This is a genomic window from Intrasporangium sp. (genome assembly GCF_036566125.1).
GTDB lineage: Bacteria > Actinomycetota > Actinomycetes > Actinomycetales > Dermatophilaceae > Intrasporangium.
The window spans coordinates 1-14595 of record NZ_DATCWX010000130.1 but is presented as its reverse complement, the minus strand read 5'-3'; the positions used below and the strand labels follow the sequence as shown (position 1 = coordinate 14595).

The 14595-nt window shown below is 68.7% G+C and carries 13 protein-coding genes; 8 read left to right on the top strand and 5 right to left on the bottom strand.

Features of this window, described 5'->3' with window-relative positions:
* The 8 genes from ileS to lpdA all read left to right on the top strand — a co-directional run.
* Positions 1-2884 (top strand): isoleucine--tRNA ligase (gene ileS, locus VIR15_RS07610; protein WP_331926871.1); only part of this gene is annotated, 2884 nt, incomplete at its 5' end.
* Positions 2881-3462 carry a GNAT family N-acetyltransferase gene (locus VIR15_RS07605; protein WP_331926870.1) on the top strand — a complete coding sequence of 194 codons (582 nt, stop codon included), beginning with the start codon at positions 2881-2883 and terminating at the stop codon, positions 3460-3462. The genes ileS and VIR15_RS07605, both read left to right, overlap by 4 nt.
* On the top strand, positions 3459-4847 hold the full coding sequence (locus tag VIR15_RS07600; protein ID WP_331926869.1) for a bifunctional folylpolyglutamate synthase/dihydrofolate synthase: 1389 nt from the start codon (positions 3459-3461) through the stop codon (positions 4845-4847). Before VIR15_RS07605 ends, VIR15_RS07600 begins: the two co-directional genes overlap by 4 nt.
* A gap of 189 nt (positions 4848-5036) precedes the next feature.
* Entirely contained in the window at positions 5037-5483 is a 447-nt protein-coding gene (locus tag VIR15_RS07595; protein WP_331926868.1) for a hypothetical protein, read from the top strand.
* A gap of 18 nt (positions 5484-5501) precedes the next feature.
* Entirely contained in the window at positions 5502-5915 is a 414-nt protein-coding gene (locus VIR15_RS07590) for a DUF4233 domain-containing protein (protein WP_331926867.1), read from the top strand.
* Positions 5912-6334, top strand: a complete 423-nt coding sequence (gene ndk, locus VIR15_RS07585; RefSeq protein WP_331926866.1) for a nucleoside-diphosphate kinase — start codon at positions 5912-5914, stop codon at positions 6332-6334. The genes VIR15_RS07590 and ndk overlap by 4 nt, the downstream gene beginning before the upstream one ends.
* A 40-nt stretch (positions 6335-6374) precedes the next feature.
* Positions 6375-7517 (top strand): FUSC family protein, encoded by a 1143-nt coding sequence (locus VIR15_RS07580; RefSeq protein WP_331926865.1) that lies wholly within the window; start codon positions 6375-6377, stop codon positions 7515-7517.
* Positions 7518-7598: 81 nt separating this feature from the next.
* Complete coding sequence (gene lpdA / locus VIR15_RS07575; RefSeq protein WP_331926864.1) at positions 7599-8996, top strand: dihydrolipoyl dehydrogenase; 1398 nt, start codon at positions 7599-7601, stop codon at positions 8994-8996.
* A gap of 118 nt (positions 8997-9114) precedes the next feature.
* On the opposite strand, the gene VIR15_RS07570 is transcribed toward lpdA, so the two are convergent.
* The 5 genes from VIR15_RS07570 to VIR15_RS07550 form a co-directional block, all read right to left on the bottom strand.
* Positions 9115-9348: a formate dehydrogenase subunit delta gene (locus VIR15_RS07570; RefSeq protein WP_331926863.1), complete on the bottom strand. Its 234-nt coding sequence runs from the start codon at positions 9346-9348 to the stop codon at positions 9115-9117.
* Positions 9345-12200, bottom strand: coding sequence for a formate dehydrogenase subunit alpha (fdhF, locus tag VIR15_RS07565; protein ID WP_331926862.1), 2856 nt, complete (start codon positions 12198-12200; stop codon positions 9345-9347). Before fdhF ends, VIR15_RS07570 begins: the two co-directional genes overlap by 4 nt.
* Positions 12197-13735 carry an NADH-ubiquinone oxidoreductase-F iron-sulfur binding region domain-containing protein gene (locus VIR15_RS07560; RefSeq protein ID WP_331926861.1) on the bottom strand — a complete coding sequence of 513 codons (1539 nt, stop codon included), beginning with the start codon at positions 13733-13735 and terminating at the stop codon, positions 12197-12199. The genes fdhF and VIR15_RS07560 overlap by 4 nt, the downstream gene beginning before the upstream one ends.
* Positions 13732-14205, bottom strand: a complete 474-nt coding sequence (locus tag VIR15_RS07555; RefSeq protein ID WP_331926860.1) for an NADH-quinone oxidoreductase subunit NuoE family protein — start codon at positions 14203-14205, stop codon at positions 13732-13734. Before VIR15_RS07555 ends, VIR15_RS07560 begins: the two co-directional genes overlap by 4 nt.
* Before the next feature lie 127 nt (positions 14206-14332).
* Positions 14333-14488, bottom strand: coding sequence for a DUF6131 family protein (locus VIR15_RS07550; protein ID WP_331926859.1), 156 nt, complete (start codon positions 14486-14488; stop codon positions 14333-14335).
* Positions 14489-14595 lie beyond the last annotated feature (107 nt).

Here is a 14595-nt window from a genome sequence, read left to right as displayed (position 1 = left end):
GGCGTTCAACCAGGCCGCGCGCGACGCCGTGCTCCGGTACACCAGGGAGTGGGAGGAGTACGTCACCCGGCAGGCGCGCTGGGTCGACTTCGAACACGACTACAAGACGCTCGACGTGACCTTCATGGAGTCGGTCATCTGGGCGTTCAAGACGCTCTACGACAAGGGGCTGGTGTACGAGGGCTTCCGGGTCCTGCCGTACTGCTGGAACGACCAGACGCCGCTGTCCAACCACGAGCTGCGGATGGACGACGACGTCTACCAGATGCGCCAGGACCCTGCGGTGACGATCGGCTACCGCCTCGAGACCGGCGAGCTGGCGCTCATCTGGACGACGACGCCGTGGACCGTCCCCTCCAACATCGCCATGGCGGTCCACCCCGACATCGACTACGTCGTCGTCGAGTCCGAGTTCTCGGGCACCACCGAGCGATACGTCATCGCGGAAGCGAGGCTCGCGGCCTACCGCAAAGAACTCGGAGGTTCGGACCCTGAGTCACTCGAGGACCGCATCGTCGAGCGGCTCAAGGGGTCCGAGCTCGTGGGCCGGCACTACACGCCGCCGTTCAGCTACTTCCTCGGGCACCCGAAGGGCCATGTCGTCCTGCCGGCCGACTACGTGACGACCGAGGACGGCACCGGCCTCGTCCACATCGCCTCGGCGTTCGGTGAGGAGGACAAGGTGCTCACCGACGCCTTCGGCATCGACGTCGTCGTGCCGGTCAGCGCGGACGGCCGGTTCACCTACCCGGTCACGGACTACGAGGGGATGCACGTCTTCGACGCGAACGCCCACATCATCGACCACCTCAAGGCACGCACCCGCGGTGACGGCGAGATGGGCAGCACGACCGAGGGGACCGTCCTGCTCCGTCGGGAGACCTACGACCACACGTACCCGCACTGCTGGCGCTGCCGCGAGCCGCTCATCTACATGGCCGTCTCCTCGTGGTTCGTCGAGGTGACCAAGTTCAAGCAGCGGATGGTCGAGCTCAACCAGCAGATCTCCTGGACGCCCGAGCACGTCAAGGACGGCCAGTTCGGCAAGTGGCTGTCCAATGCCCGCGACTGGTCGATCTCACGAAACCGCTTCTGGGGCAGCCCGATCCCGGTATGGAAGTCGGACAACCCCGAGTATCCACGCATCGATGTCTACGGCTCGTTCGAGGAGCTCGAGCGCGACTTCGGCGTCGAGGTGACGGACCTGCACCGACCGTTCATCGACGAGCTGACCCGCCCGAACCCGGATGACCCGACGGGGCGGTCGACGATGCGGCGCGTCGAGGACGTCCTCGATGTGTGGTTCGACTCGGGGTCGATGAGCTTCGCCCAGGTGCACTACCCGTTCGAGAATGCCGACTGGTTCGAGCACCACTTCCCGGGTGACTTCATCGTGGAGTACATCGGGCAGACACGCGGCTGGTTCTACACCCTGCACATCCTCGCGACGGCCCTCTTCGACCGCCCGGCGTTCCAGTCCTGCATCAGCCACGGGATCGTGCTCGGGTCCGACGGGCAGAAGATGAGCAAGTCGCTGCGCAACTACCCCGACGTGACCGAGGTCTTCGACCGCGACGGCGCCGATGCAATGCGCTGGTTCCTCATGAGCAGCCCGATCGTGCGCGGGGGCAACCTCGTCGTGACCGAGCAGGGCATCCGCGACGGCGTCCGCCAGGTCATGATCCCGCTCTGGAACGCCTGGTCGTTCTTCTCGCTCTACGCGAACACGGCCCGTGGCGGAGCCGGCTACGACGCGAAGCGGTCGACCGAGTCGACCGACGTCCTCGACCGCTACATCCTCGCCAAGCTCCGCGAGTTCGTCGCGGACATGACCGAGCAGCTCGACGCGTATGCGATCGCCGACGCCTGCGACACCATGCGGGCCTTCCTCGACGTCCTCACCAACTGGTACATCCGTCGCTCGCGGGACCGCTTCTGGGGTGGGGAGTCGGAGCAGTCCCTTGCCGCCTTCGACACGCTGTGGACCGTGCTCGAGACGGTGACCCGGGCGACCGCCCCGCTGCTGCCGCTCGTGACGGAGGAGATCTGGCGCGGCCTCACCGGGGAGCGGTCGGTGCACCTGACCGACTATCCGACCGCCGAGGAGCTCCCGGCCGACCACGAGCTCGTGCTCGCGATGGACCGGGCCCGTGACGTCTGCTCGGTCGGCTCCAGCCTGCGCAAGGCCGGTGGCCTGCGGGCACGGCTGCCGCTCGGGGGGCTCACGGTGGTCGTGCCCGAGCCGGGCCAGCTCGAGCCGTTCCGCTCGGTCATCCAGGACGAGCTCAACGTCAAGGAGCTGACCCTGGTCGACGTCGAGACCGCGAGCGAGGCCGACTTCGGCGTGGGCCAGCGGTTGACGGTGAACGCCCGGGCGGCGGGCCCACGGCTGGGCAGGGACGTGCAGGCGGCGATCCGCGGCAGCAAGTCCGGCGACTGGTCCGTCTCGCCGGAGGGCGTCGTGACCTCCGGCGGGCTCGAGCTCGTCGAGGGGGAGTACACGCTCGAGACGGTCGTGGCCGGGGCTGGCGAGGGCGACGCGACGACGGCCACGGCCATGCTTCCAGGGGGTGGTTTCATCGTGCTCGACACCGACGTGACGCCGCAGCTCGCGACCGAGGGGGTGGCACGGGACCTCGTGCGCGCCGTCCAGCAGGCGCGGCGCGATGCCGGCCTGCACGTGAGCGACCGCATCAGCCTGACGATCCAGGGCACACCCGAGGTCTTCGAGGCCACGGTCACCCATCGGGACCTGCTCGTCGCGGAGACGCTGGCCACCCAGTTCTCGTCAGCGGGACCGGACCATCCGCTCACCAACGGCCAGGGCAGCCCGGTGTCAGTGGGCGACGGGTACGGCGCGACCATCGTGGTGGCCAAGGCATGACGACGATGGACGCACGCTCGGGACGCACCGGCGACACGGAGGAGTCGCCGGAGGGCGACCTCACGATCCGTCAGGCCGAGGGCAACGACCTCAACGACGTCATCGAGATCGGGCACCGCACGTGGCCGGTCATCTACGAACCCATCGCAGGCATCGACTACGTGGCGATGGGTCTGGCCAAGTGGTGGACCTCGGATGTCGTCGCCGCCTCGATCCGGCGCGGGCAGACGCTCGTGGCAGAGGTCGCCGGTGACGTCATCGGGATGGTCGCCTTCGGGACGCAGGGAGACCACTTCGTCGTGTGGAAGCTCTACGTCCTGCCCGAACACCACGGCAAGGGCATCGGATCGCAGCTGATGGAGGCGGTCGTCGAACGCGCTCGCGACTACGGCCACGCGCGGATCACGGTGGCCTACCCGGACGGCAACAGCTACGCCGAGCGGTTCCACCGCGCCCATGGCTTCGTCGAGTCGCACCGCGAGCCCTCCGGCTCCGGGCTGCCGGACACGATCTGGATGGTGCGCGAGCTCGGCCCGGCCGACGAGGTGTCCGCGGGCGCGGCTGGGGAGGTCACATGAGCGGTCGGCCCGACGCCGCCGCACAGGAGGCCGCCCGGAACCTCGAGGAGATCAGGCGCCTGCGCGAGATCGAGGAGGCCATCCTCGGTCGGGCTCCCGAGAACGACGTCGGGCCGTCGCTCGAGCGGATCGCGGCAGTCATGGAGCTGGCCGGCGACCCACAGCGCACCTATCCGGTCATCCACCTCACGGGCACCAACGGCAAGACCTCGACGAGTCGGATGATCGACTCGATCCTGCAGGAGACCGGACTCTCGACGGGCCGGTTCACCTCGCCTCACCTGCACGACATCCGTGAGCGGATCACCCTCTCCGGCAAGCCGATTCCCCGCGACAAGTTCATCGCCGCCCACGACGACGTGGCGCCCCTGATCGAGATCGTCGACGAGAGGTCGCTCTCGTCCGGGGGGCGTCGGATGAACTTCTTCGAGGTACTCGTCGCGATCGCCTTTGCCGCCTTCGCCGACGCACCGGTCGACGTCGCCATCGTCGAGGTCGGCCTGGGCGGCTCCTGGGACGCCACGAACGTCGCGGACGGCACGGTCGCCGTGGTCACGCCGATCGACCGCGACCACACACACTTGCTCGGCGACGACCCCGTCGACATCGCGCACGAGAAGAGCGGCATCATCAAGGCCGGTTCCGTGACCATCTCGAGTGTCCAGCACCCGGACGTCGCCGCCGTGCTCGCCGAGCGCGCCGAGGAGGTCGGGTCGGAGCTGCGCCTCGAGGGTGACAGCTTCGGGGTGCTCGCCCGCGACGTTGCGGTCGGTGGGCAGCAGGTGAACATCCGGGGCCTCGCCGGCGACTACCCGGACCTGTTCCTGCCGCTCTACGGCGCCCATCAGGCCAGCAACCTCGCGACCGCGATCGCGGCTGTCGAGAGCCTCGTCGGTGGCGGCACCCAGGCGCTCGACCGCGCCGTGCTGTCGGCTGCCGTGTCCCGGATGACGTCGCCGGGCCGCCTCGAGATCGTCCGGCGCTCGCCGACGGTGCTCGTCGACGCGGCCCACAACCCGCACGGGGCCCGGGCGCTCGTGGCCGCCCTCGACGAGGCCTTCACCTTCACGCGGCTCGTCGGCCTGGTCGGGATCGTCGCAGACAAGGACGCTGCGTCGATCCTCGAGGCCCTCGAGCCCAAGCTGGACCACGTCGTCATCTCCCGCAGCTCCTCCCCGCGGGCCATGCCGCCCGGGCAGCTCGGTGCCCTCGCCACGGACATCTTCGGCGAGTCGAGGGTGACCGTGGAGGGCAATCTTCCAGACGCCCTGGACCGCGCCATCGCCCTGGCCGAGGAGGAGGGTCTCGGCGGCGGCGTCATCGTCACCGGCTCGGTCATCACCGCGGGCGAGGTCCGACTCCTGCTCGGCGTCACCGACACCTGACAGCCGCTCCTCCCCACCCCAATCGAGTGAACAAGATTTGCGGTGAGGCAACCCCGAAAGTTGTTCACTCGATCACGGGGGGCGGGGGAGTCGGCGGGAGGGCTGGGGGGTCACGTGCGGCGGGGAGCGAGCTCAGCGGCATACGGACGCATGTCGGGCGACGGCTCGCGCTCACGTAATCTGTCCGCCATGCACCCCGCGGTGAAGCTCGTCCTCATCCTGGCCATCGTCGTGGTCGTCGCCGTCCTCTACGGGCGGATCTTCGGCCGGCGGGACCGGGAGGAGCGCTACGTCGGCCTGACCGACGCCGTGCGCGCCAAGGTCAGCCGGGAGATCAGCGCCGGGCACAAGATCAACGCGATCAAGATCTACCGTGAGGCCACGGGCGCGCCCCTGGCCGATGCCAAGCGGGCGGTCGACTCCTGGTTCGTGCCGGGCCAGGGTCCCGGCGTGCGGGACGCTGCCGCCTCGTGGTCCGAGGGTCGGCTCACCGCTGAGGCCCGTGCCCGCATCAGCGACCTGGTCGCGGCCGGACGACGTGAGGACGCCATGGCCCTCTATGCCGAGGCGACCGGCGCGAGCGACTCGGAGGCCCAGGCCATCATCCGGTCGTGGGACACGACGCAGAACTACTGAGAGCCTGAGACTCGCGCAATGCACCGACTGTCCTTCTACGGCACAACCGGCACGTTCACGAGGCGCATGCTCGCCGCCGTGCTCTTCGGCCAGTCCATCTGCGTCTTCTTCGGCGCCCTCGTCGCTCGTGCCGTCGCGGCGACGGGTTCGGACTGGGGCCTGTCCACGACCTACCTGCTCGTCGGCACCGGCCTCGCCGTCCTCAGCATCGTCGCCGCGGCACTGATGCGCCGGCCCTTCGGCGTCACCCTGGGGTGGATCGTCCAGGTGCTGACCCTCGCGAGCGCCCTCGTCGTGTCGGCGATGCTCGTCGTCGGACTGATCTTCCTCGCCATGTGGATCGCCTTCCTCATCATGGGCTCACGCATCGACGAGGCGCAGGCCGACAGGCGTGAAGGCGCCGACGGACCCGTCGATAGGGTGGACGAGTGACCATCGAACGCTCCCTCGTCCTCGTCAAACCCGACGGTTTCCAGCGCCGGCTCACCGGAGAGGTGCTGCGGCGCATCGAGTCCAAGGGCTACTCGCTCGTGGCCCTCTCGATCCTGACCCCCACCCGCGAGCAGCTCGCCGTGCACTATGCGGAGCACGAGGGCAAACCGTTCTACGAGCCGCTCGTCGAGTTCATGAGCTCCGGGCCGGTCGCCGCTGCGGTCATCGAGGGGCAGGACTGCGTCAAGGGCTTCCGGTCCCTCGCGGGGGCCACCAACCCGACCGACGCCGCACCAGGGACCATCCGCGGCGACTTCGGCCGTGACTGGGGGCTCAAGGTCCAGCAGAACATCGTCCACGGCTCCGACTCGCTCGAGTCGGCCGCGCGAGAGATCGGCATCTGGTTCCCCGCTCTTTGACGCGACCGGGCCGAAGCGCTGAACGCGTCGATGCCCGAGGATGTTTCTCGTGGACGACTACCTGAGGTCAGATGCTTGGGTCATCGACGCGCTCGACCGGGCCTGGGGCCGCAGCCGCATGGGGATCTCCAGCCGCATCCGGCGGCTGCGCTCGCGGGCCTTCCTGCTCGTCCAGAGCGCCCTGGCCGCAGGTGTCGCCTGGTGGGTTGCAAGCGACGTCTTTGCGCATCCCACACCGTTCTTCGCGCCCATCGTCGCCGTCGTCTGCCTCGGGATCTCCTACGGCCAGCGCCTCCGTCGCGTCATCGAGGTCGCCGTCGGCGTGGCCGTCGGTGTCTTCACTGCTGACCTCTTCGTCAGCGTTGCGGGGACCGGGGGATGGCAGATCACCGTCGTCGTCATCGTCGCGATGAGCCTGGCCATGCTCGTCGGGGGCGGCCCGGTGTTCGTGATGCAGGCGGGTGTGCAGGGCATCGTCGTGGCCGCCCTTGCGCCGTCACCCGGGCAGGCGTTCACGCGGTGGACCGACGCCCTCATCGGCGGTGCGGTGGCCCTCGTCGCTGCGAGCATCGTCCCGCAGGCGCCATTGCGCCGTCCGCGGGTGGCGGCGTCAGAGGTCGCCCGCAAGATCAGTGAGCTGCTGCGACGCGCGGCGGCGAGTGCCGAGGACGGGGACGTGGAGGCCGCAGCGGAGGTCCTGGCGTCGGCCCGGCAGACCGATTCGCTCCTCCGCGAGCTCACGACGGCCGCCGACGAAGGCCTCTCCGTCCTGCACAGCTCGCCGTTCACTCGAAGACAGGCGCCCGGCGTTCGCAAGATGGCCGACCTCATCGACCCGCTGGACCGCGCCATGCGCAGCACCCGGGTGCTCGTTCGCAAGGTCGCGGCCGTCGTCGGGCGCGGCGAGAAGCTGCCGCCCGGATATCGCGAGGTGATCGACCAGCTGGCCGAGGCAACGGACGTCATCGCCCGCGCGCTCGCGGAGAACGCGAGTCCCGACATCGCCCAGAAGGCGGTCCTCGAGGTGGCCCTCGCGACGTCGCACCTGCCGCGCACCGACAACCTCGTCATCGAGACCGTCCTGGCACAGCTTCGTTCGGTCGTCGTCGACCTGCTCCAGGTGACCGGCCTCGAGGTCGATGAGGCGATCGCCGCGCTGCCGCGCGAGCGTCCCCGCGAGTGAGCGAATGCCTGACCCGCGCCGCCCTGTGAGCGAACCGGCCGGCGCCCTGGCCAGCAGGCCCGCCCCGATAGGCTGTCGCCCATGGCTGATTTCGATGTCGTTGTGCTCGGTGCCGGACCCGGAGGCTACGTGGCTGCGATCCGCGCGGCCCAGCTCGGCAAGAAGGTTGCGGTCGTGGAGAAGCAGTACTGGGGCGGCGTCTGCCTCAACGTCGGCTGCATCCCCAGCAAGGCACTCCTGCGCAACGCGGAGATCGCCCACATCATCACGCACGAGAAGAAGACCTTCGGCATCGAGGGCGACGCGACGATGTCCTACGCCACGACCCATTCACGGAGCCGTGGCGTCGCAGACGCCAGCGCCAAGGGCGTGCACTACCTGATGAAGAAGAACAAGATCGAGGAGGTTGACGGCTGGGGCACGATCACCAGCGCGACCTCCATGGACGTCGCTCTCAACGACGGCTCCTCACGCACCATCAGCTTCGACAACCTCATCATCGGCACCGGTGCGACGGTCCGAATGCTCCCCGGCATGCAGGTGAGCCCGAACGTCGTCACCTACGAGGAGCAGATCCTCGACGCGAACCTCCCGAGCTCGATCATCATCGGTGGCTCCGGCGCGATCGGCGTCGAGTTCGCCTATGTACTGACCAACTTCGGTGTGGACGTGACGATCGTCGAGTTCCTCGACCGGATGGTGCCGACCGAGGATGCGGACGTCTCCAAGGAGCTGTTCAAGCAGTACAAGAAGCTCGGAGTCAAGGTCATGCTCTCGACGGCTGTCCAGAACGTCGAGGACACCGGCTCCGGTGTGCGCGTCACCGTGACGCCTGCAGGTGGCGGTGACGAGCAGGTCATCGAGGCGGACAAGTTCCTTGCCGCGTTCGGCTTTGCTCCTCGTATCGAGGGCTATGGCCTTGAGAGCCTTGGACTCACGATGACCGAGCGCGGTGCCATCCAGGTCGACGGTCGGTGCCGCACGAGTGTGCCGAACGTCTACGCCATCGGCGACGTCACCGGCAAGCTCATGCTGGCCCACACGGCCGAGGCGATGGGCGTCGTGGCGGCGGAGACCATCGGCGACGCCGAGACCATGGAGCTGAACTACGACATGATCCCGCGAGCGACGTTCTGCCAGCCGCAGATTGCCTCGTTCGGGTACTCCGAGGCCCAGGCCAAGGAGAAGGGCTACGACGTCAAGACCGCCGCCTTCCCGTTCTCCGCCAACGGCAAGGCCCGCGGCATGGCCGAGGGCGTGGGCTTCGTGAAGATCGTCGCGGACGCCGAGTACAACGAGATCCTCGGCGCCCACATGATCGGCCCCGAGGTCACCGAGCTCCTGCCCGCGCTCACCCTCGCCCAGATGTGGGACCTCACCGCCGATGAGGTCGCCCGCAACGTGTTCTCGCACCCGACCCTCAGCGAGGCGATGAAGGAGGCCGTCGAGGGCATCGCCGGCCACATGATCAACCTCTGAGGCACAGGACAAGCCTCCAGCCGTATGCCGCTGGGCTCGGCTCCGCTTCGACATCACGTCGGAGCGGGGCCGAGTCGCCTTCCCGCTCAGTCCCCTTCGAGTGTGCAGTTCGTGCCGTTCAGGCAGGGGTGCGGTCGTCCTCGAGGTGAGCGATGACGGCTTGCGCGAGTAGTGGGTCCAGGTCGGGGTGTCCTTCCCGGACCCGCTCGGTGATCGCGCGGCGCATCCGGGGGTCCCAGAAGCGGGTGAGGTGTCCTGCGACCGCTGCCGTCGCCGCGTCGTCCGGCAGATGGCGGAAGGCGCGGCAGATGTCGTTCCCCAGGCGAATCTCGGGTGGGAGGCTTGCGCTCACCGTGACGCCACCGCCTCGGCAGCATGGGCGAGCGCCTCGTCGCCAGCATTGGCGACGCCGACCTGGACCGCGGTGACCTTGTACTCCGGGCAGTTCGTCGCCCAGTCCGAGTTCTCCGTGGTGACGACGTTCGCCCCCGTGACCGGGTGGTGGAAGGTCGTGTACACGACGCCGGGCTGCATCCGCTCGGAGACGACCGCGTGCAGGGTCGTCGTCCCGACCCGGCTCGTCAGCTCGACCCGGTCGCCGCTCCGGATGCCCCTCACCTCGGCGTCGGCCGGGTGGATCTCGAGGATGTCCTCGGGGTGCCAGGTCTCGTTCGCCGTTCGCCGGGTCTGCGCGCCGACGTTGTACTGGGTCAGGATGCGACCGGTCGTGAGGATGAGCGGGTAGCGGCGGCTGGTGGTCTCGGTCGTCGGGACGTAGACCGTCGGGATGAGTCTGCCCTTGCCACGGACGAATTCGCCGACGTGCATCGTCGGCGTGCCGAGCGGTGCCCTGTCATTGCACGGCCATTGCATGCTTCCGACGGCGTCGAGGCGCGCGAACGAGACGCCTGCGAAGGTTGGCGTAGTGGCCGCAATCTCGTCCATGATGGCCGCCGCATCGGGATACGACATGGGGAATCCCATCGCGGTGGCGATGTCGCAGACGATCTCCCACTCGTCCTTGCCGGTGCGGGTCGGCAGCACCGGGCGGACCCGGTTGAGGCGCCGCTCGGCATTGGTGAACGTGCCGTCCTTCTCGAGGAAGGAGGTGCCGGGCAGGAAGACGTGCGCGTACTTCGCCGTCTCGTTGAGGAAGAGGTCCTGCACGACGACGAGCTCCATCGACGTCAGTGCCTCACGCACGTGGTTGAGGTTGGGATCGGACTGGGCGATGTCCTCGCCCTGGACATAGAGGCCCTTGAACGACCCGCCGATCGCGGCGTCGAACATGTTGGGGATCCGCAGGCCTGGCTCGGAGTCCAGCGTCAACCCCCACATCGACTCGTAGATGTTGCGGACGTCGTCGAGGCCGATGTGGCGGTAGCCCGGCAGCTCGTGCGGGAAGGACCCCATGTCGCAGGAGCCCTGCACGTTGTTCTGCCCGCGGAGCGGGTTGACGCCGACGCCTTCCCGGCCGACGTTTCCGGTGATCATGGCCAGGTTGGCCAGGCCCATGACCATCGTCGAGCCCTGACTGTGCTCGGTGACGCCGAGCCCGTAGTAGATTGCGGAGTTCGGTCCCGCGGCGTACAGCCGGGCGGCGGCACGCAGCTCATCCGGGTCGATCCCGGTCGCAGCGGCGGTGGCTTCGGGCGAGTTCTCCTCACCGACGATGAAGGCGAGGTAGTCGTCCACGTTCTCGCACCGCGAGCGCAGGTATTCCTCGTCGTGCAGTCCCTCCGTGACGATGGCGTGCGCCATCGCGTTGATGAATGCGACGTTGCTCCCCGGGAGGAGCGGCAGGTGGTGGGACGCCTGAACGTGCGGTGACCGGACGAGATCGATGCGGCGGGGATCGGCGACGATGATCTGCGCGCCTTCCCGAAGGCGTCGCTTCATCCGCGACGCGAAGACGGGGTGTGCGTCCGTCGGGTTGGCCCCGATGAGCAGCATGACGTCGCAGTGCTCGACGGAGGCGAAGTCCTGGGTGCCAGCGGACGTGCCGAACGTCTGGTTCAGGCCATAGCCGGTGGGGGAGTGGCACACGCGGGCGCAGGTGTCGATGTTGTTGTTGCGGAAAGCCGCTCGCACCATCTTCTGGACGACGTAGACCTCCTCGTTGGTGCAGCGTGAGGACGAGATGCCGCCGATCGCGCCGACCCCGTGCCGGGTCTGGATGTCCCTGAAACCGGAAGCGATCCGCTCGATCGCCTCGTCCCAGGACGCGACGCGCCAGTCGTCGTGGATCGAGTCGCGGACCAAGGGCGAGAGCTGCCGGTCGCGGTGCGAGGCGTACCCGTAGGCGAAGCGACCCTTGACGCACGAGTGGCCCTCGTTCGCGCCGCCCGCCTTGCTCGGCATCATCCGGACCACTCGGGTGTCGTCGCCGGTGCCCTGCACCTCCGCCCGGAAGGAGCAGCCGACACCGCAGTAGGCGCAGGTCGTGTCGACGGACCGTGTCGGCATGCCCAGCTCGATGACGGACTTCTCGGTCAAAGCGTCGGTGGGACACGCCTGCACGCAGGCGCCGCACGAGACGCACTCGGACTCAAGGAAGCTCGGCGCTCCACTTGCAGATATGCGAGAGTCGAAGCCGCGTCCCTCGACGGTGAGGGCAAACGTCCCCTGGACCTCCGAGCAGGCCCGGACGCAGCGCGAGCACACGATGCACGCCTTCGGGTCATAGGCGAAGTAGGGGTTCGAGACGTCGACGGCATCGGACAGGTGGTTGGCTCCGCCGAGCCCGTAGCGGACCTCAGCGACGCCGACCTGCCGCGCCAATCCCTGCATCTCGCAGTTCCCGCGGGCACAGCCCGGGCAGTCGGTCGGGTGGTCGGACAGGTAGAGCTCCATGACTCCGCGACGGAGGTCGCGGACCTGCTCTGTCTGCGTCGACACGACCATGCCGTCGACGCAGGGCGTCGTGCACGAGGCCGGCGTCCCCTTGCCACCCTCGACCTCGACGAGGCACAGCCGACACGACCCGAAGGCCTTGAGGGAATCGGTGGCACACAGCTTCGGGATCTCGACGCCCGCCTCCTTGGCTGCGCGAAGGACGGACGTTCCCGCGGCCACGTCGACGCCGATTCCGTCGATGGTGACGTGCGCCGTGGAAGCGCCGTCGACCGCCGGAGTGCCGTAGTCCGGCTCGGGGGAGTACGGGTCCGTCCCGTAGGACGCACGGGACGCATGGGACGTGGTCATGGGGTCCTCCTGTCGAAGTCCTCCGCAAAGTGCCGGATCGCGCTCTGCACCGGCATTGGGGTGAGGCCGCCCATGGCGCAGAGCGACCCTTTCGTCATCGTGGTGCACAGGTCGTCGAGAAGGAGCAGGTTCCGCTCCAGGTCGCTCCCGGCGATGATTCGGTCGATGGTCTCGACACCGCGGACCGAGCCGACCCGACACGGCGTGCACTTGCCGCAGGACTCCTTGGCGCAGAACTCCATGGCGAACCGGGCCATCCGTGCCGCGTCGAACGTGTCATCGAAGACGACGATCCCTCCGTGCCCGAGCATGCCCCCCACCTCGAGGAGCGCCTCGTAGTCCATCGACACGTCGAGTCCGTCCGCAGGGAGGTACGCCCCCAGCGGCCCACCGACCTGCACTGCCCGCACCGGCCGGCCGGACAACGTGCCGCCCCCGAAGTCCTCGACGAGCTCTCGCAGCGACACCCCGAAGTCGGTCTCGACGATGCCGCCCTGGCGAATGTTGCCGGCGAGCTGGAAGACCTGCGTGCCCCGCGACCGCCCGGAGCCGAGCGCCGCATAGGCCGCGCCGCCATCGGCGAGGATCATCGGCGCCGCCGCGAACGTGAGCACGTTGTTGACGACCGTCGGCCGGCCGAACAGCCCCTCGATGGCCGGGATCGGCGGCTTGGCCCGGACCTCGCCACGCCGCCCCTCGAGCGACTCGAGCATCGAGGTCTCCTCGCCGCAGATGTAGGCTCCGGCGCCGAGGCGGACGAAGAGGTCGAACGAGAGGTCGCTGCCCTGGATGCGCTCGCCGAGCCAGCCGTGGGCGTAGGCGACGTCGATGGCCCGGCGGAGCGTCGCAGCCGCGGCCGGGTACTCGGACCGGCAGTAGATGTAGCCCTCCCGCGCCCCCACCGCATGCGCAGCGATGAGCATGCCCTCGATGAGGGTGAAGGGGTCCCCCTCGGCCAGCATCCGATCGGCGAAGGTTCCACTGTCACCCTCGTCGAGGTTGCAGCACACGAACTTCACATCGGCCGATGCCTCGAGAACGGTGCGCCACTTCACCCCCGTGGGGAACCCGGCGCCACCTCGGCCGCGCAAGCCTGACGCGGTCACCTCCTCCACGACGGCCGCCGGATCGAGCTCGAGCGCCCTGCGCACGCCGCGCCACCCTCCGTGCGCCTCGTAGTCGGCGATGCTCGTCGGCTCAGTGACCCCGACTCGGGCGAAGGAGACGCGTCGCTGGCGGGAGAGCCACGGGTACTCGTCCACGACGCCGATCGACCCGCCGACCGCCGCGCCGGAGAGCAACCCCTCGTCCACCAGTCCGACCACCACGCCGGGAGTGACGTTCGGGTACCCGACCCGACCGTCGGGCGTCTCGACCTCCACGAGCGGCTCCAGCCAGAGCATCCCCCGAGAGCCAGTGCGCACGACCTTCACGCCGACGTGGTCCGCCAGGGCTGCGGCGACCTCGTCGGCTCCCACGGCGACCGCGCTCGAGTCGCCGGGCACGTACACGGTGATTGGACGCTGCGTGCTCATCTCACCCACGCCTCGGTGAGACCGAGAAGGCGCTCGGACGAGAGCCGCCCGTGGAGGCGGCCGTCGACCATCCCGGAGGGACCGAGGGCGCAGTTGCCGAGGCAGAAGACCTCGTCGACCTCGACGTCCTCCCGGCCGGCGAACTGACGCCGCGCGTCGGCGTACAGAGCCTCGGCGCCCACGGATTGGCACGCCTCGGCCCGGCACAGGTGGACGGTGTGCTCAGGCGACGGCTCGGTGCGGAAATCCTTGTAGAACGACACGACGCCGTGGACGTCGGCGAGAGACAGGTTGAGCACGTCGGCGATCGCCTCGACGTCACCCCGGTCGATGTGGCCGAGCTCGGACTGGACGGCGTGCAGCACGACCATCAGGGCCCCGCGTTCGTCGGCATGCTGTTCCGCGAGCCGCCGCACCGTCTCGGTCCGTTGCAGATCCAGCCCGCTCTCGGGGCTCGTCGCGCGTGTCATCGTGCTCCCGTCGTTGGGTTCCTCCTGAGTCTATGAAGGTCCGTCGCAAAAGGCACCGCACGCCTCCCCGGACGCGAAAACGCCCCCGCAGAGCGGGGGCGTTTTTTCCACGGTGAGGCTCGATGCATTAGTACCAGTACTTGCGTCCGCCGACCGCGCGACCCGTGGCTCCCAGGATCCACAGCACCACACCGATGACGATCAGAATGATGCCGATCGTCGTGAGAATGCTGATGCTGGCCAGCCATCCGATGAGCAGCAGGATGAGTCCGAGGATGATCATGTGGTACTTCGCTCCTTTGAGTATTGCCCCGAGTACGGTGCACGTACCCGGGCCCTCACGCACACAAACACGCACATAGGGATCCTCCCGTCCGCAAACCCCGCCTC